The following is a 17,138-nucleotide window of genomic DNA, read 5'->3' on the forward strand; positions in this document are numbered from 1 at the left end:
CACGTCGCAGACACAAAATCAATGGGTCCTGACCCTACATCGGGATCGATGGGGGTAAGAATTGGGGCCGCCCGGGCAAGGCCGCCAAGCGGGAATTATGTAGCGCGCTCGTCGCCTATGACATCGGCGCACATGCAAGAATTGCGGAGACTTTTCGTGCGGACAAGGCGCGGATCATGGCGGCCTACCGGACAGAGCAGGCCTACACCGAAGCCATGCTGGACGAGATTGATTTCTGGCCTGATGATTGGGTCATCAGCTTCAAGCGCACTCTTCGACAGCCGTTAGGCCTGGATCTTTTCCTTGAGCCCAAACAGCCTCCGGCAACCGCGAAGGTTCTGGCCTTTCATGGCAAGCCCCGACCCGCGGATCTTATTGCGCCCAAGTCATTATTCTGGGACCGTTTCCCGCACCTTGGCCATGGTCCGGTCAGCTGGATGGTGGACTATTGGCGCGAACATGGTGGACGAGACCTGTCGTCGCGCTAGAGGCACGAAACGGCAATGTACCTTGGTTGCGACCTCTCGGGTTTGGGGATAATCGACAAGGAAGGTTCTGCACCATCAGGCTTCCATGACCCGCCACCTCCTCTTCCTCACCGGCACGCGCGCCGATTTCGGCAAACTGGAGCCGCTGGCCGCCGCTGCGCGGGATGCAGGCCACCGGGTCACCTTCTTCGTCACTGGCATGCACATGATGGACCGTTATGGCCTGACCCGGAACGAGGTGCGCCGCATGGCCGGTGTCGGGGTCGAGGAGTTCATCAACCAGCGGGAAGGCGACCCGCAGGATCTGATCCTTGCCCGCACGGTCACCGGCTTTTCTGCCTTCGTCCACCGGGCGCGGCCGGATCTGATCATCCTGCATGGCGACCGGGTCGAGGCGCTGGCCGGTGCGCTGGTGGCGGCCACGAATTACATCCGCTCGGCCCATGTCGAGGGGGGCGAGGTCTCGGGCACCATTGACGAGGTCTTCCGCCACTGCAACACCAAGCTCTGCACCTACCATTTCGTCTCCTCTGACACCGCCGCCCGCCGCGTCCGCGCGCTGGGGGAACCGGACGAGACGATCCATGTCATCGGGTCACCCGAGCTTGACTTTCACGCCCGCCCCTCGGGCGTCACGCTGGACGAGGTGCGCGCTCATTATGCCATCCCGTTCGACGAATACGGCATCGTCACCTTCCATCCCGTGACCAGCGAACAGGACACCATCGGACATCAGGCACAGCAGCTTTTTGACGCGCTGATCGAAAGCGGCCGCCACTTCGTAGTGATTGCCCCGAACAACGACCCCGGCAGTGCCGCGATCTTCGACGTTCTCGAAAGGCTTCCGAAGGACCGTTTCCGTCTGCTGCCCTCGATGCGCTTCGCTCATTTCTCGGAGTTGATGAAGAATGCCGCCTGCATGGTCGGCAACTCTTCCGCCGGGGTCCGCGAGGCGCCCTTCCTCGGCCTGCCTTCGCTGGATATCGGCACCCGCCAGTCCAACCGGTCGGAAGCCCCCTCGGTCACCGCCTGCGAGGCCGACGACCGCGCCACCATACTCGAGTTCCTGCGCACCCACTGGGGCCGGCAGGCCAAGCCGCATGCAGGTTTCGGCCAGGGCACTGCCGCCGAACGCTTCGTCAAGACGCTGGCCCGACCCGAGTTCTGGACGCTGAGCCTGCAGAAGGCCTTCCGTGACTAGGCCCCCGGCTGTCCGAAGCCCCGCACTGGCAGCCTATCTTGCGGCGTCCCGCGGGATACCGCTGGTCGCACCGATGCTGCTGCGGCGCCGCCTTGCCCGGGGAAAGGAACTGCCGGACAGGTGGCAGGAAAAGCTTGGCCAGCCGACCAGGGCCCGACCGGACGGGCCGCTGGTCTGGCTTCATGCTGTCGGGCTTGGCGAAACCCTTGCGCTGCGAGGCCTGATCGCCGCCCTGGCCGCAGCGTCGGATGCGCACTTCCTGGTCACTTCCACAACCCGGGGGTCGGCCGAGGTGTTTGCGGCCAATCTGCCGCCGCGTACCTGCCACCAGTTCCTGCCGCTGGATGCCCCGGCCTATCTGAACCGATTCCTCGATCACTGGCGTCCCTCTCTGTCGGTCTGGGCCGAACAGGACCTCTGGCCAGGTGCGGTTGTCGCCGCCGCTGCCCGGCAGATTCCGCTGGCCCTGGTGAACGCCCGAATGAACGCCGCGGCCTTTGGCCGGCGCGCGCGCTGGCAGGGGCTGTACGCCGATCTTTTCGGTCGGTTCCGCCTTGTCGCCGCACAGGATGAAGCGACAGCGCGCCATCTTGCCGCGCTGGGCGCGCGTGATGTCCGCGTGACCGGGTCATTCAAAGCGGCCGCTCCGCCACTTGCAGCCGATCCTAGGGCGCTGGCAGAGGCGCGGAACCTGCTGGCGGGGCGTCGGCCGGTTCTGATTGCCTCGTCCCACCCCGAGGACGAATTCGTTGTCCTGTCCGCGCTGCGCGACGCCGAAGCGATGCCGCCGGTCCTGATTGCGCCCCGAGACCCCCGTCGGGGGGCGGAAATCGCCGCCCGCGCTGCCGAACACGGTCTTGCAGCCACTCTGCGCAGTTCAGGTGCGGGGCCGACCGGTGACATCTGGGTCGTGGATACTCTCGGCGAAATGGGCCTGTGGTATCGTGTCTGTCCTGTTACCCTGATCGGCGGAACCTTCGGCCCGACCGAGGGCCATAACCCGTGGGAGCCTGCCGCGCTTGGCTCGGCCATCCTGCACGGACCGCGGGTCGGCAACTTCGCTGCCGACTTTGCCACCCTGCATCACGCAGGGGCCGCGTTGCCCGTTCAGCCCGAAACGCTTGTCACCGCCCTCAAAACCGACCATTCGGAGATGGCCAGTCGCGCACTGGCGCTGTCGCAGGCGGCACAGGGGGCCCTGGCGCCTCTGGCCGAAGAGCTTCTCGATCTGGCGGGCCTGGCATGACGCTGTGGGTGTTCCTGCGCCTCTGGTCGCTTCTGTGGCATCTGGGCCTGCCGGTTGTGCTGCTTTATCTTGTCTGGCGCGGGCGAAAGGATGCACTTTATGGTCGCCACCTTGCCGAACGCTTCGGCCGCTACCGCCAGCGCCTGCCCGGTTCGGTCTGGGTCCACGCCGTGTCACTGGGCGAGATGCGCTCGGCCGTTCCGCTGATCCGCGCCCTGCTGGATCGGGGCGAGACGGTCGTAACCACGCATTTCACCCCCGCCGGCCGGCGTGAGGCAGAACGCGCCTTCCCCGCCGAGATTGCCGCCGGGCGGATGGCCGCGGTGTGGGTTCCCTTCGAAACCTCCTGGGCCTATGCCGGCTTCTTCCGCGCCTTCCGGCCGCGGGCCGGGCTGGTCATGGAAATCGAAATCTGGCCGCGCATGATCTTTGCCGCGCGAAAATCGGCTGTCCCGCTTTTCATGTGCAACGCACAATATCCCACGAAATCAATGATCAGGGATGCGAGGTTCACCTTGCGTCACAAGCTGATGCAGAACTATGCCGGGGCCTTCGTGAAATCCGACCTTCAGGCGCGGCGCTTCGCCTCGGTCGGTGTTCCGAACATCGCCGTGACCGGAGAGCTGCGCTTTGACCAACCCGTCCCGGCGCATCTGCTGGGCGCGGCCGAAAGGGTTCGCCCCTTGCTGGCCGAAGGGCGCCCGGTCGTCACCTTCGCCTCTGCGGTCGAGGGCGAAGATGAGCTTTATCTTGATGCGATCATCGCCGCCCTTGGTCATCCCTCGCGGCCCTTCGTGGTCTATGTGCCGCGGAAGCCCGAACGGTTTGACGATGTGGCCCGGCTGGTCGCAAGGCGCGGTCTTGCGGCAATCCGACGGTCCGAAAGCCTTGACGCCACACTTGCCCCGAAGACGCCCGCCTTCCCCTTGTGGGAAGGGGGGGCCTTGTCGGGCAGCGGCCCCGATCTTCTTCTGGGCGATTCCCTTGGCGAGATGTATTTCTACATCGCCCTTGCCGACCGCGTGGTGACCGGAGGTGGCTTCACCCCTTACGGGGCGCACAACATCATCGAGCCGCTGGCCCTGAAGCGCCCCGTGATCGTTGGCCCCGAGATCCACACCATCGAATACCCGGCTGTCGAGGCCATCGCGGCCGGTGTCTGCCTGCGGGTGGAAACGCCCGAGGCCCTGAGCGAGGCCCTGACCGGCTGGCCAGGCCCGCCGCCCGAGGCGATCGAAAGCTTCTTTGCCGCCCATGCCGGGGCGACGGCGCGTACGCTGGCTGCCCTGGACCGCGCGCTCACCAGGCGCTGAAGCCGCCGTCCACGTTGATCATCTGTCCGGTCATGTAACCGGCCTGGGCGCTGGCCAGGAACAGCATTGCATCGGCGATCTCGTCGGGCCTTGCCATCCGTTCCAGCATGATCAGTTCGCCCACCCGGCGCTGGAATTCTTCGGAATGGCCGTTGAACACGGCCCCCGGCGCGATGGTGTTCACCGTCGCCCCTCTCGGCGCCCAATAGCCGGCAAGCCAGACCGTCAGCCCGTGAATCCCCGCCTTGGTCACCCCGTAGGCCGAGAAGTTCTTGAACGGCATCCCTTCGTAGATCCTGTGATGCGCGCCATTCAGGGCATACATGCTGGCCACGTTGATCAGCGTACAGGGCCATTTGCCCACGATGTCGCGGTCCATCTGCCGGGCGATCATGAAAGGCCCCGTCAGGTTCGTCCGCAGGGTCTTTTCCCAGTCGCTGACCTTGAGATCGGCGAAGTCGGGGAAGGGCTGTCCTGCACCCATCAACAGTTCCCCGGTGATGGCTGCATTGTTCAGCACCACGTTCGGCTCCCAGCCATCCTTCAGGATGCGCTGGAAGATACTGGTCACCTCATCCTCGTTCGCCACGTCCAGCGGATAGAAGCGGAAGTCAGGGTTTGCCCCATGTGCCTCGATCAGGGCCTCGGCGCGCTTGCCGGGAAGATCGGATGCGATGACCCGCGCCCCCTCGGCCAGCATCCGCCTCACATAGGTAGAGCCAAGCACCCCCCCCGACCCGGTGATGAAGACGGTGCGCCCCTTCAGTTGCTCAGCCATTCCGGGCCTCCTGCATCAGGCATTCGACAATTCGGAAATCAAGCGGCGTATCGATATCGACGCAGCGTTCTGGCGGCATCAGATAGGGAATGACGCGCCCTTCCCACAGCCCTTTCGCCCGTTTCAGATAGGCCGGATCGACCACATAGGTCGATGCCGCATGTTCATAGACCACCGGCGCCTGCTGCCGTGCGACCACACCTCCGGGCAGCGGTTTCGACACATGCAGTGCCCCGGTGGCATCCGGTTCGACAAGGTTGAAATATGGATTCTTTCGGGCCTCGCAGCAGCTCATAACCAGGTCTGGATGTTCGTTTTTGTAAAGCACCAAGGCATTCGTTATGTCCTCCGGCAGCCGCAGTGGCGACGTGCAGTCGAGATCCAGGAACACATCCACCGGGCCGATCAGCGCCTCGGACGCAGCCAGCGCGTGCTGCCAGACCCCCCATTTGCCCGCCGTGTCTGTTGCCAGATGCGCCGGGCGCAGGCCGATCTTCAGGCAGCCCCTCGCAACCGCGTGTTCGTAGATTTCCTCGTCATCGGTCGAAACCACCACGGCATCGACCATCGGATGTTGCAGCAACTGGTCCAGCGACCAGTCGATCAGCGGCTTGCCGTGGATCATGCGGAAGTTCTTGCGCGGCACGCCTTTCGAGCCCTTCCGCGCGCCGATGTGGCCAAGGATCATGGAATCTCCTTCGTGATCTCGCCAACGAAGGTGCGCTGCGACCAGGCTTCGGCGACGAGGCGGGCCGATGGCAGGCAGAGATCAAGCCGCGGCAGCAGCGGATTATCCGAGGGCGCCCCCCCGGATGCCAGCGCGAGAAAATCCCGCATCGCGGCAAGGAACATGGCGTTGCGTTCCAGCGGATGATCCATCTGCCGCAGGCCCGTGTCTTCGGTCACCTGATAGATCTGCGCGGCGAAGTCGAAGTCGTGCATCCTTTCCGTCCCGCGCAGCGTCGTGCGGCGGTGCAGCAGCGGGGTCAGGTAATCCATCGACACGTCACCAACAAGCCCTTGACGACGCAAGGAAATCCGGCTGGCGAAATCTACCCCGGGGAAGGCGGGATGACCCAGACTTTCGACCCGCGTGATCTCGAGACCCACAAACAGGCAGGCAGCAAGGTCCAGCTCGTGGCACAGGTCCAGCAGCACACCGCCGCCTTCGGCCCTTGCGGCGTAGCTTTCGGAAAAGCGCCAGTTCTGTCGCCATTGCGTGACGTCGTGGCCTATGGTCAACGCGAACTGGAACACGTCGGACAGGTCGGCCTCGGCCAGCGCGCGCACAGCCGGATGATAGCGCAGCATGTAGCCCAGCATCGAGCGGTCCGCGACGGAAGCTGCGACCTCGGCAATCGCCTCAACCTCATCGGGCCGGAAGGCAAGCGGTTTTTCGACATAAAGCGGCAGCCCCCGCGCAGCGGCCGCCTCGATCAGCGGCAGGCGAATGTCGGTGGCAGTCGCCACAACCACCGCCTCGGCATCCGTCATCGCTGCCAGCGCCCCCCCCAGCCCCTCGGCCCGCCACGAGAGCAGCCTGGAGCTGGCCCCCAACGCCTGAAGATTGTTGTGATGCCGCCGCCCGATGGACCCGGATCCGATGACAAGAACGCGCATGTCGCCCCCTTTTCGGAAGCCCTAGCGCGAATCCGCGCCTGCCGCCAGAGGCGGGCGCTTCTGTGGCCACTCGGTAGCCCTATGCCAGGCCTGGCCGATCGCCAGCACCCCGGCGTCATCACCGGAACGGCCAATGATCTGCATGCCCATCGGCAGGCCGCTATCGGAGAATCCAACCGGCACCGAGAGGGCAGGCAGGCCGATCAGGCTGGCGGGCACCACGACCTCCATCCAGCGGTGATAGGTGTCCATCCGCCGCCCTGCGATCTCTTGCGGCCAGCGCCATTCGGCCGGGAAAGGCCAGACCTGGGCCGAGGGCAGGACAATCGCATCGTAGCGGTCGAACAGCCGCGCCGCTTGGGCGTGCCATCGGCTGCGGATCACGCTGGCCTCATGCACGGCCTGTGCCGACAGACCCATGCCCTGCTCGATTTCCCAGATCGTCTCGGGTTTGGTCAGGGCGCGCTTTGCCGGGTCTTCGGCCAGGGCGCGCTTGCCCCCGGCGTTCAGCATGGCGCGCAGGGTGATCCAGGAGGACCAGAGCCTTTCCGCCGGAAAGGGTGGCGCCAGTGGCTCGACCACCGCGCCCATCTCTTGCATCTGCCGAAGCGCGGCCTCGCACAGGCCAAGTATCCCCGGCTCCATCGCATAGGCGCCGCCCCAGTCGGCCAGCCAGCCGATGCGGCACCCCGTCATCCCGCGGTCGAGCCCCGACAAGACATCCGGCACGGCGCGGGGAAAGGGAACCTCGGGATTCTCGCCCGCAAGTACCAGAAGCAGGTGCGCCAAATCCTCGACCGTCCGCGCCATGGGGCCGTCGGTGGCCAGCGTGGCAAGATAGGTGTCGCCCTCGGCATCCTGCGGCACAAGGCCCCAGGTCGGACGGAAGCCATAGACGTTGCAGAAGGCGGCGGGGTTGCGGAGCGACCCCATCATGTCCGACCCGTCTGCCACCCAGGCCATCCGGCAAGCCAGGGCCGCCGCTGCCCCGCCCGAAGATCCACCCGCGCTGCGCGCCGGATCGTAAGGGTTCCGGGTGACGCCGAACACGGGGTTGAAAGAATGCGAGCCCTGTCCCCATTCCGGCACGTTCGTCTTGGCTGCCAGCACCGCCCCGGCAGCGCGCAGCCGGGCTGCAACCAGATCGTCCTGTGTCGGAACATGGTTGCGGTAAAGCGGCGATCCCCATGTCGTCCGGATGCCAGCCGTTGCGACCAGATCCTTCACCGCGAAGGGAAAGCCGTGCAGCCAGCCCGCGGGTATGGCGTCATCCAGTGCGCGGGCCTCTGCCATCAGCACATCGGGATCGCGCAGCGATACAAGGGCGTTGACGGTTCTGTTCGCCGCCTCAACCTGCGCCAGCCAGACTGCCATCACCTCGGACGGCGCGACCTTCCGCTTGTGGATCGCGTCGGAAAGCCTGGTGGCGGACCATTCCAGCATGGCTGCCTTTCTCGAATTGTTCGCTGCGGGTCGGGGCAGGCCCCTATCTGCGGCCAGCGGGCCGCGTCACGAAAGGATCGTGCCGGGGCCAAGGCGGCCCCGGCACAGCGCAGGCGGCGGCCTACTTCTGCAATTCAGTCCAGATGGCCGTGATATATTCCAGCGCCTTGCCCGTGCAGGTAGGCAGGAAGACACCCGCTGCCTTGTGTTCTTCCGGGATCATCACCTCGGGGGCGTCACGCATCTCGGGGTCCATGAACTCTTCCGAGCCGGCGATCCCGTTCGCGTAGCGCGCGAAGTTCGAGATCAGCGCAGCGTTCTCCGGCACCATGATGAAGTCCAGGAACTTGTAGGCCTCATCCACGTTCTTGGCATCCGACAGCAGCGCAACCGAATCCATGAACAGCGGATAGCCTTCACGGGGGTAGCCATACTGCACGTCGCCATTGGTATTGATCCTGACCCGCATGGTCGATCCGTTCCAGTTGACCGATGCAGCCCAGTCGCCGTTCGACAGACGCTCGGTCGCGCCGTAATCCATGCTGATCCAGTTGGGCTTGGCGGCCAGCAGCGCGTCGCGGGCCTTCTTCATGATTTCGGGGTCTTCGCTGCAGGGCTTGCCACCCACATACATCGTTGCCAGCGCAACGATATCGTTCATCTCTGGCACGACGTTGATCTTGCCGACCAGTTCCGGCGGCACGTCCAAGAAGACGGCCGAGGTGTTGATGTCGCCCGAATAGACCTTGGTGTTCACCGCAATCCCGGTGGAACCCCACTGCCATGGAATGGTGAACTTGCGGCCCGGATCCCAATCGACGTTCTGCCATTCGGGCGCAATGTTCTTGTGGTTGGGCAGCCTTGTCAGGTCCAGTTCCTGGATCAGGCCCTTCTCGATCCAGATCGGCACATAATTTGCCGAGGGCACCACAAGGTCGAACCCCGACCCGCCGGCCTCGACCTTGGCAAGGGCCACGTCGTTGCTGTCATAGTCAGTGACGGTGACCTTGATCCCCGTCTCCTTCTCGAACTTGGCCAGCAACTCGGGGCTGGTGTAATTGCCCCAGTTGTAAAGCTGCAATTGCCCCTCGGCTGCGGCCAGTGTGGCCGAGGCCAGCAGCATCGCGGTTGCGGATAGAAGCTGTTTCATTCTTGGTCTCCCAGTTGGTCAGTCTTTCTTGCGTGTCAGCAGGAAGAAGGCAGTCAGCAGAACCACCGTCACCGCCAGAAGCATGGTCGAGATCGCATTGACTTCGGGCGTGAAGGCCCGGCGCAGCTGGCCCAGCATATAGGTTGGCAGCGTGTCCTGTCCGCCGGATTTGACGAATTCGGTGATCACCACGTCATCAAGGCTGATCACGAAGGCCAGCATCGCCCCTGCCGTTATGCCCGGGGCAAGGTTTGGCAGCGTCACGCGCCGGAACGTCTGCCAGGGCGTTGCGTAAAGGTCGGCGGCTGCGGTTTCCAGCGTCAGGTCCATGCTTTCCAACCGCGCCCGGATGGGCAGATAGGCGAAGGGAATGCAGAAAGCGGTATGTGCCGCGATCAGGTAGCCCAGGCCCTGATAGCCCGTCGCCACCTTGATGATACCAAAGAAGATCATCAGCGCGACCGCGGTCACCACTTCGGGCACCATGAGAGGCTGGTTGATGATCACATAGATGAAGGTCTGGCCCCGGAAGGCCCTGCGCCGCGTTGTTCCCAGTGCCGCCAGCGTGGCAAGGACCGTGGACAGGAAGGCTGCCGAGACACCGATCACCAGCGATCGCACCGTAGCGTCCTTGACTGCCTGGTTCGCCCATGCGTCCGCATACCAGTGCAGCGAGAAGCCGCCCCAGACCGCGACCGAGTTCGAGGCGTTGAAGGAATAGACCACCAGCGTGACGATCGGCAGGTAAAGCAGCACGAAGGCTGCCACGGCAATGGTGGCAAAGCCGGGCAGACGGTTGATCTGAAAGCCCTTCTCAGCCATGGCCCGTCCCCCGGTCGCGGCTGGCGACGCGAACGTATACCAGCAGCGCCGCCATCACGATCACCAGCAGCGTCACCGACAGCGCCGCACCCAGCGGCCAATTCCGCCCTTGCAGGAACTGAAGTTCGATGAAGTTGCCGATCATCATGTTCTTGCCGCCCCCCAGGATGCGCGGCGTGACATAGGCGCCCAGCGATGGCACGAAGACAAGGATCGAGCCGGCGATGATCCCCGGCTTGACGATGGGCAGGATCACCCGCCGCAGGGTGCGCCAGCGGCTGGCATAAAGGTCGTAGGCTGCCTCAAGCAGTCGCATGTCGAACCGTTCTATGGTGGCGTAGAGCGGCAGCACCATCAGAGGCAGATAGACATATGTCATACCGATCAGCACCGCTGTCTCGGTATAGTTGATGCGCAGGGGCGTCTCGATGAGCCCGGCCCAGATCAGGGCCGTGTTCAGGATGCCCTCGTTGCGGATAACCTCGTTGATCGCGAAGGTCCGGATCAGCAGGTTCGTCCAGAACGGGATCGTGATCAGGAACAGCCACAGCGCACGTTCCTTCGCGGGCCGGGTTGCGATGAACCATGCCGTGGGAAAGCCGATGGCGAAGGTCAGCGCCGTCGTGGCCAGGGACAGCCAGACAGAGCGCCAGAAGATGGTCAGGTGCGCATCGGCCAGCACCCACTTTTCCTCGAAGATGTCGTAGCTGAACAGGATCCCTACCCAGCCGTCGGTCGAGAACTTGTGGATCACCCCGCCCGTATCGTTCGCGGTCAGGAAGGAATACCAGACCACGATCAGCAGCGGGCCCGAGGCCGCCAGGAACAGGACGATCAGCGCCGGTGCCGAAAGCAGCCAGCCGTTGCGGGCGGATTGGCGGATCGCATTCTCTTCGGCGGGGCTCATCTCAGTCCTCCACCCGCTGCACCGCGCCCTCGGCAAAGCGGATTCCGACCACCTGGCCCGGGGTCAGCCCCGCATCACCAGAGGCCGGGCTCTGCAACCGTGCGACAACTTCGGTGCCGTCGGCAAGATGCAGGTGGCAATGCGTGTCGGTGCCAAAATAGACCAGGTTGCCGACCGTCGCCTTCAGCCCGTCGGTGGGCAGCACCAGCCGAACCTGTTCGGGGCGGACGCTGACTGTCACCGTGCCGCCGGCAGACAGTCCGGGCACCTCGATCCGCTCGCCCGTGCCCAGCCGCAGTGCCCCCGCCTCGGCCTGGCCGTGCAGGAAATTCGTCTCGCCGATGAAACTGGCGACGAAGCGGTTCTTCGGATGGATGTAGATGTCCTTTGCCGTCCCGACCTGCTGGATCTTGCCGGCGCTCATCACCGCGATGCGATCGGACATGGTCAAGGCTTCTTCCTGATCGTGGGTCACGAAGATGAAGGTGATGCCGGTCTCAAGTTGCAGGCGCTTCAGTTCGACCTGCATTTCCTTGCGCAGCTTCAGGTCAAGGGCCGACAGGGGTTCGTCCAGAAGCAGCACCTTGGGCTGCGGCGCAAGAGCACGCGCCAGCGCCACCCGTTGCTGCTGGCCGCCCGACAGCTGACTGGTCTTGCGCCCCGCCATGGCCTCGAGCTTCACCAGAGCCAGCATCTCGGACGTGCGTGCCTTGACCTCAGCCGTCGGTCGGCCCAGCATCTCAAGTCCGAAGGCCACGTTCTGCGCCACCGTCAGGTGCGGAAACAGCGCATAGCTCTGGAATACCGTGTTCACCGGTCGCTTGTTCGGGGGCAGGGTGGTGATGTCGGCCCCGTCGAGCAGGATCGTGCCTTCGGTCGGCATCTCGAACCCCGCAATAAGCCGCAACAGCGTGGTCTTGCCGCAACCCGAAGGGCCAAGCAGGGTGAAGAACTCTCCGCGCCGGATATCGACCGACACATCGTCCAGCGCACGGACGACATTCGCACCCTGGCCGAAAGCCTTCACCACATTGCGGGCAGAGATCGTAACTGCCTCGGTCAATCCCGGACCCTCCCCAAGGTCATGTTTTGATCATATTGGGCGGGGCAAGCCGCCGGTGACAAGCGATTCCTTCCCCTCATGCTGCCATCGGCGCACGTTTTTCCGCCCAAGGCGTGGCGCGCTCAACGTCTGCGCACAATGCGATGAGGGTTTCATCCTGCCCGAATGCGGCGGCCAGATGAATGCCGATCGGCAGGCCATCCGACGACCATGCAAGGGGCAGGCTGGCGGCGGGCTGGCCGCTGGCGTTGAAGACGGCACAGAAGGGGGAATAGGCAAAAATCCCTTCCGGCCCTGTGCGATAGGCGACGTAATCCTCGGTCGCGTGGTTGAACCGGCCCACCCTTGCCGGCGGTTCGGCCAGGGTGGCAGACAGAAGAATGTCGGGGCCCCGATCGAAGAAACGCGCCATCTCGCGTCCGAAGGCGTGAATCTGGCCCACTGCCTCCAGATAGCGGGTCGGGTGCAGCGTCTCGGCATGGGCGACGGCCCCGCGCCCGACGCCTTCGACGAGATCCGGGGTCAGCGGACGCCCCTTAAGGGCGCTGCGGATCCCCAGTGCTGTGCCTACGGCGACGATATCGGTCCAGGCGCGCATCATGCCCGGCACGTCGGCCTGAGGACGGGCGGGTTCGACATGATGCCCCAGCGCCTCCAGCAGACGTCCCGTCGCGCGGACGGCATCGGCCACCTCGGGATGAATCGGCTCTCCCGTAAAGGTCGTGTCGCAGATTCCGATCCGCAGCCGCCGGGGCGGGCGGCTGATCGCCGCCGCATGTCCGCGGTCGAGCGGCGGAGCCCAGTAGGGTGCGCCCAGGTCCGCGCCCTCGCAGGCGTCCAGCATCACCGCCGTATCCCGGACCGAGCGCGTGAGAAACCCGTCGATCGCCATTCCCGCCCATCCTTCGCCCGCATAGGGCCCGTCCGGCAGCCGGGCGCGCGTGGGCTTGAACCCGAACAGCCCGCAGGATGAAGCGGGAATCCGCACCGATCCCCCGCCGTCCGAGCCGTGCGCAAAGGCCACGATTCCCGCAGCAACCGCCGCCCCAGCTCCGCCAGATGATCCGCCGGGCGTGCGGTCAAGGTTCCAGGGGTTGCGCGTCGGCCCGCCGTAAACGGCGGCCTCGGTTGCGGCGCCGATCCCGCCTTCCGGGCTGGTGGTGCGGCCGAAGGTCACCACCCCCGTCGCCTTCATCCGTGTGAAGATGCTGGAATCCCCCGGATAGCGCGTGTTGGCCAGCAGGCGACTGCCGTTGTGGGACGGAAAGTCCCTTGCCTCGACGCCCAGATCCTTGATCAGGAACGGAACCCCCCGGAACGGCCCCGGCGGCAAGCCTTCGGCAATGGATCTCCGCGCGACATCTTCCTGTATCAGCACTACCGCGTTGATCGCGGGGTTCCGCGCCTCGACTGCGGCCAGCGCCGCATCGAGAAGTTCTTCTGGCGTTACCTCGCCCCTTGCCACCAGCCCCGCCAGTTCTGTCGCATCCGTCGCACCCAGATCGCCGATCATCCTGTCCTCCATCCAGTCGCCCAACCCTGCCGTCGCAAACCCCTGGGGTCATGCCCATCCCCGCCACCCGAAGGCGTGTTTCCGCCACCCAAGGCTTGCTTGCCGCGAAATCATCCCGGCTTGCAGGCAGCATTGCGGCACCCTGTCGGGATGTTGATCGCGCAAGGGCAGCGCCGGATCCCTGCCGCGCCAGCTGGACGGCATGGCAATCGTCCCGCTTCCGGGTGCTCCTCAGTCGCTCAGCGCCACTTCCTGCTTCAACCGCCCGTCCTGCCCGAAGATCAGGATGCGCTGATCCGCGGTCACCACCGCAATCCAGCCCTCGCCGAAGGTCACCGCCTGCGCCTCGGCCCCCTCGGGCAGGACGATACCCTCCGGCAGGTGCGGACCAACGGCCGAAAACGCCTGCGGCATCCGGGTGACAAGCAGCGCCACGACGGTTATGACGCCGCCGATCATCGTCAGTGTCAGCGCGACGACCAGCCACTTCAATAGCCGCAGGCTGGGCGGCAGGGCCGGATCGGGGGCATCTGTGGAATCAGACATGGGCGAGCCTTTTGATGACGAGGACACCGGCAGCCTTTCCGTCACCATCGGCGACGGCGCCCCCGCCCGTCTTGATAAGGCCCTTGCTGCCGCCGTGCCAGAGGAAGCGGCGCTTTCCCGTTCGCGCCTTGCCCGGATGATCGCGGAAGGCGCCGTCAGCCGCGACGGGCAGCCTGTCACCGACCTGAAGGCCAAGGTGGCACCAGGCGAGGTCTACATCATCCGCCTTGATCCGGCCCTTCCGGTCGAGATCCAGCCCGAGCCGATTCCCTTGGCTGTCATCTGGGAGGATGCCGATCTGATCGTCATCGACAAGCCTGTCGGCATGGTCGTCCACCCCGCGCCGGGCACCCCGTCGGGCACGCTGGTGAACGCGCTTCTGCATCATTGCGGTGACACGCTTTCGGGTGTCGGGGGGGAGCGGCGGCCGGGCATCGTGCACCGGATCGACAAGGATACATCGGGCCTTCTGGTCGTCGCCAAGTCCGACCGTGCGCATCACGGCCTGGCCCGCCAGTTCGAGGAACACACCGTCACCCGCCGCTATCTGGCCGTCGTGCATGGGGTTCCCATGGCCTCTGACCCGCGGCTGCGCGGGTTGCGCGGGGTCACGATGGAAACAGGTGGCGTGATCCGCATTGCGACGAATCTTGCCCGGCACCGCACCGACCGGCAGCGCCAGGCCGTTGTATGGGAGGAAGGCCGCCACGCCGTGACGCGCCTGCGGGTGGCAGAGCCCTTCGGCATGCAGGCGGCGCTGGTCGAATGCTGGCTGGAGACGGGAAGGACGCATCAGATCCGCGTCCACATGGCCTATGCGGGCCATGGGCTGATCGGCGATCAGACCTATGGCGGGCGGCGCAGGCTGGCCGGCACGGCGCCAGGGGCAGAGATCGCCAACGCATTTCCCCGCCAGGCCTTGCATGCCGCGACGCTGGGATTCGACCACCCGGTGACCGGGGAACGTCTGGAATTTGCCGCGCCCCTGCCTGCCGACATGGCAGATCTGATCGCCGCCCTGCGCGGGGCCTAGCCCCGGCGGAACGTTTGCCTCCTTGCCGCCTGCCACGAGAGGCCCTGTTGTCGCCCCATGGTACTGCCCGCCATGGGGCCACCAGTGCCGGAGACCCTGCAGGCCCCCGTTCAGTGCTTACGCGGCACGTCAGTCAGTGCGACGTATGCCGCGCCCTGCAACAAGCCTGACATTCCCGTGAAAGGAATGTCACAAAGCTTCACATAAGGGTGTCAAATGAACATCTCGGTTCAAAATCGGCCGATCCGGGCTACACTGCTTGCGATCGGATGCCGCAATACTTAGGTTCGACCGTCCGCCCGGGGGCGCAGTCGCACCGGGCGAACAGAGGGGGCACGACATGAGCACCTACACCAACCTTCCTGCACCCAGTCCCGAACAGGGGCTGAACCGCTATCTGCAGGAAATCCGCAAGTTCCCGCTGCTGGAGCCGGAAGAGGAATACATGCTGGCCAAGCGCTGGGTCGATCATCAGGACCCGGAGGCCGCGCACAAGCTGGTGACCAGCCACCTGCGTCTGGCTGCCAAGATCGCCATGGGCTATCGCGGTTATGGCCTGCCGCAGGCCGAGGTCATCAGCGAGGCGAACGTCGGTCTGATGCAGGCGGTCAAGCGGTTCGATCCCGAAAAGGGGTTCCGCCTTGCGACCTATGCGATGTGGTGGATCCGCGCCTCGATCCAGGAATACATTCTGCGGTCCTGGTCTCTGGTGAAGCTTGGCACGACAAGTGCCCAGAAGAAGCTGTTCTTCAACCTTCGCAAGGCCAAGGCCAAGGTCGGCGCGCTGGAGGAAGGCGATCTGCGTCCCGAGAACGTCAAGCAGATCGCGCATGACCTGTCGGTTTCCGAGGAAGAGGTCATCGACATGAACCGCCGGCTCTCGGGCTCGGACGCCAGCCTGAACGCAACGGTCGGCTCGGACGGCGACAGCTCGACCCAGTGGCAGGACTGGCTGGAGGACGAGGACAGCGACCAGGCCGAGGCCTACGCCGAAAAGGATGAACTCGACGCCCGCCGCGAACTGCTTGCGCAGGCGATGAGCGTGTTGAACGACCGCGAAAAGGATGTGCTGACGCGCCGTCGTCTGTCGGAAGAGCCTGTGACGTTGGAGGAACTGTCGGAAAGCTACGGCGTCAGCCGCGAACGCATCCGCCAGATCGAGGTGCGCGCCTTCGAGAAGCTTCAGGCGAAGATGCGCGAACTGGCCAAGGGCAAGGGCATGGCCGTCCCGGCGTAAGCCCGTGCCGAACGGAAAGGGCCGTGGCCGCGGGTCACGGCCTTTTCGTTTGCCCTGCGCGCCGCAGGACGCTAGACCGCGCGGCATGAAGATGACCGATACCTTCCTCAAGCCGATGCACCCCGAGGGGTGGAAATTCGTCCCCGCATTCGCGGCAGCGACCTTGGTGCTGTTCCTAATCTGGGAACCCCTGGGCTGGCTGGGGGTCGGATTGACCGTCTGGTGCTATTACTTCTTCCGCGACCCACGCCGCGCGGTTCCAGAGAACGCCGGTCTGCTGGTCAGCCCTGCCGATGGGGTGGTCAGCCTGATCGAACGCGCCGTGCCGCCGGCGGAGCTGGGCATGGGGCCGGAACCGCTTGTGCGCATTTCGGTATTCATGTCGGTATTCAACTGCCATGTGAACCGCGCGCCCATCGCCGGCAAGGTCACGGCCGTCGCCTACCGGCCGGGCAAATTCTTCAACGCCTCGCTTGACAAGGCCTCGGAGGAAAATGAACGCAACGCGCTGGCGATCGAGATGGCCGATGGCCGCAGGATTGCGGTGGTGCAGATCGCCGGCCTTGTTGCGCGGCGCATCCTCTGCTGGGTCCAGCCGGGCGAGATGCTGCGCACGGGAGAGCGTTTCGGTCTGATCCGCTTCGGCAGCCGGCTGGATGTTTATCTGCCCGAAGGGGTGACCCCGCAGGTGGCGCTGGGCCAGACCATGGTAGCAGGCGAAACGGTGATCGCCTTCATCGGGCAGGATGTCCCCGCCCGCGCCGCTCGGATCGAATAG

The 17,138-nt window shown here is 65.0% G+C and carries 17 protein-coding genes; 7 read left to right on the forward strand and 10 right to left on the reverse strand.

Translation table 11 applies throughout. The features are described 5' to 3' along the window. The first annotated feature begins 176 nt into the window (after window positions 1–176). The 4 genes from EZM81_RS10695 to EZM81_RS10710 all read left to right on the forward strand — a co-directional run bounded on the left by EZM81_RS10695 (window position 177) and on the right by EZM81_RS10710 (window position 4,248). Entirely contained in the window at window positions 177–488 is a 312-nt protein-coding gene (locus EZM81_RS10695) for a hypothetical protein (RefSeq protein WP_136645705.1), read from the forward strand. 85 nt (window positions 489–573) lie between these two features. Beyond that, window positions 574–1,689 (forward strand): UDP-N-acetylglucosamine 2-epimerase, encoded by a 1,116-nt coding sequence (neuC, locus tag EZM81_RS10700; RefSeq protein WP_136645706.1) that lies wholly within the window; start codon window positions 574–576, stop codon window positions 1,687–1,689. Further along, a complete protein-coding gene (locus EZM81_RS10705; RefSeq protein ID WP_248298197.1) occupies window positions 1,682–2,935 on the forward strand; it encodes a 3-deoxy-D-manno-octulosonic acid transferase in 1,254 nt (417 codons plus the stop codon). The genes neuC and EZM81_RS10705 overlap by 8 nt, the downstream gene beginning before the upstream one ends. Then, window positions 2,932–4,248, forward strand: coding sequence for a 3-deoxy-D-manno-octulosonic acid transferase (locus EZM81_RS10710; protein WP_136645708.1), 1,317 nt, complete (start codon window positions 2,932–2,934; stop codon window positions 4,246–4,248). Before EZM81_RS10705 ends, EZM81_RS10710 begins: the two co-directional genes overlap by 4 nt. On the opposite strand, the gene EZM81_RS10715 is transcribed toward EZM81_RS10710, so the two are convergent. The 10 genes from EZM81_RS10715 to EZM81_RS10760 form a co-directional block, all read right to left on the reverse strand. Next, window positions 4,235–5,026 (reverse strand): SDR family NAD(P)-dependent oxidoreductase, encoded by a 792-nt coding sequence (locus EZM81_RS10715; RefSeq protein ID WP_135450307.1) that lies wholly within the window; start codon window positions 5,024–5,026, stop codon window positions 4,235–4,237. The genes EZM81_RS10710 and EZM81_RS10715 overlap by 14 nt on opposite strands. Beyond that, window positions 5,019–5,714, reverse strand: coding sequence for an acylneuraminate cytidylyltransferase family protein (locus EZM81_RS10720; protein WP_135450306.1), 696 nt, complete (start codon window positions 5,712–5,714; stop codon window positions 5,019–5,021). The genes EZM81_RS10715 and EZM81_RS10720 overlap by 8 nt, the downstream gene beginning before the upstream one ends. Next, window positions 5,711–6,646 carry a Gfo/Idh/MocA family protein gene (locus EZM81_RS10725; RefSeq protein ID WP_136645709.1) on the reverse strand — a complete coding sequence of 312 codons (936 nt, stop codon included), beginning with the start codon at window positions 6,644–6,646 and terminating at the stop codon, window positions 5,711–5,713. Before EZM81_RS10725 ends, EZM81_RS10720 begins: the two co-directional genes overlap by 4 nt. A 21-nt stretch (window positions 6,647–6,667) precedes the next feature. Next, the gene (locus EZM81_RS10730) at window positions 6,668–8,146 is read right to left on the reverse strand and encodes an amidase (protein WP_371685740.1); all 1,479 of its coding nucleotides are present in this window, start codon (window positions 8,144–8,146) and stop codon (window positions 6,668–6,670) included. 64 nt (window positions 8,147–8,210) lie between these two features. Beyond that, window positions 8,211–9,239 carry an extracellular solute-binding protein gene (locus EZM81_RS10735; protein ID WP_135450303.1) on the reverse strand — a complete coding sequence of 343 codons (1,029 nt, stop codon included), beginning with the start codon at window positions 9,237–9,239 and terminating at the stop codon, window positions 8,211–8,213. A gap of 18 nt (window positions 9,240–9,257) precedes the next feature. Continuing rightward, window positions 9,258–10,061, reverse strand: a complete 804-nt coding sequence (locus tag EZM81_RS10740) for an ABC transporter permease (protein ID WP_135450302.1) — start codon at window positions 10,059–10,061, stop codon at window positions 9,258–9,260. Then, entirely contained in the window at window positions 10,054–10,968 is a 915-nt protein-coding gene (locus EZM81_RS10745; protein WP_136645711.1) for an ABC transporter permease, read from the reverse strand. Before EZM81_RS10745 ends, EZM81_RS10740 begins: the two co-directional genes overlap by 8 nt. 1 nt (window position 10,969) lies before the next feature. Then, window positions 10,970–12,031 (reverse strand): ABC transporter ATP-binding protein, encoded by a 1,062-nt coding sequence (locus EZM81_RS10750; RefSeq protein ID WP_136645712.1) that lies wholly within the window; start codon window positions 12,029–12,031, stop codon window positions 10,970–10,972. A 76-nt stretch (window positions 12,032–12,107) separates the two neighbouring features. Continuing rightward, the gene (locus EZM81_RS10755) at window positions 12,108–13,544 is read right to left on the reverse strand and encodes an amidase (protein WP_136645713.1); all 1,437 of its coding nucleotides are present in this window, start codon (window positions 13,542–13,544) and stop codon (window positions 12,108–12,110) included. A 231-nt stretch (window positions 13,545–13,775) separates the two neighbouring features. Continuing rightward, entirely contained in the window at window positions 13,776–14,090 is a 315-nt protein-coding gene (locus tag EZM81_RS10760) for a DUF6476 family protein (RefSeq protein WP_135450298.1), read from the reverse strand. On the opposite strand from EZM81_RS10760, the gene EZM81_RS10765 reads away from it, so the two are divergent. The 3 genes from EZM81_RS10765 to EZM81_RS10775 all read left to right on the forward strand — a co-directional run bounded on the left by EZM81_RS10765 (window position 14,089) and on the right by EZM81_RS10775 (window position 17,138). Then, entirely contained in the window at window positions 14,089–15,123 is a 1,035-nt protein-coding gene (locus EZM81_RS10765; RefSeq protein WP_136645714.1) for an RluA family pseudouridine synthase, read from the forward strand. The two genes, EZM81_RS10760 and EZM81_RS10765, sit on opposite strands and share 2 nt — an antisense overlap. Window positions 15,124–15,463: 340 nt before the next feature. Beyond that, on the forward strand, window positions 15,464–16,360 hold the full coding sequence (rpoH, locus tag EZM81_RS10770) for an RNA polymerase sigma factor RpoH (protein WP_135450296.1): 897 nt from the start codon (window positions 15,464–15,466) through the stop codon (window positions 16,358–16,360). Window positions 16,361–16,445: 85 nt separating this feature from the next. Further along, the gene (locus tag EZM81_RS10775; protein ID WP_135450295.1) at window positions 16,446–17,138 is read left to right on the forward strand and encodes a phosphatidylserine decarboxylase; all 693 of its coding nucleotides are present in this window, start codon (window positions 16,446–16,448) and stop codon (window positions 17,136–17,138) included.

Source organism: Tabrizicola sp. YIM 78059 (assembly GCF_004959785.1).
Taxonomy (GTDB): domain Bacteria; phylum Pseudomonadota; class Alphaproteobacteria; order Rhodobacterales; family Rhodobacteraceae; genus Tabrizicola; species Tabrizicola caldifontis.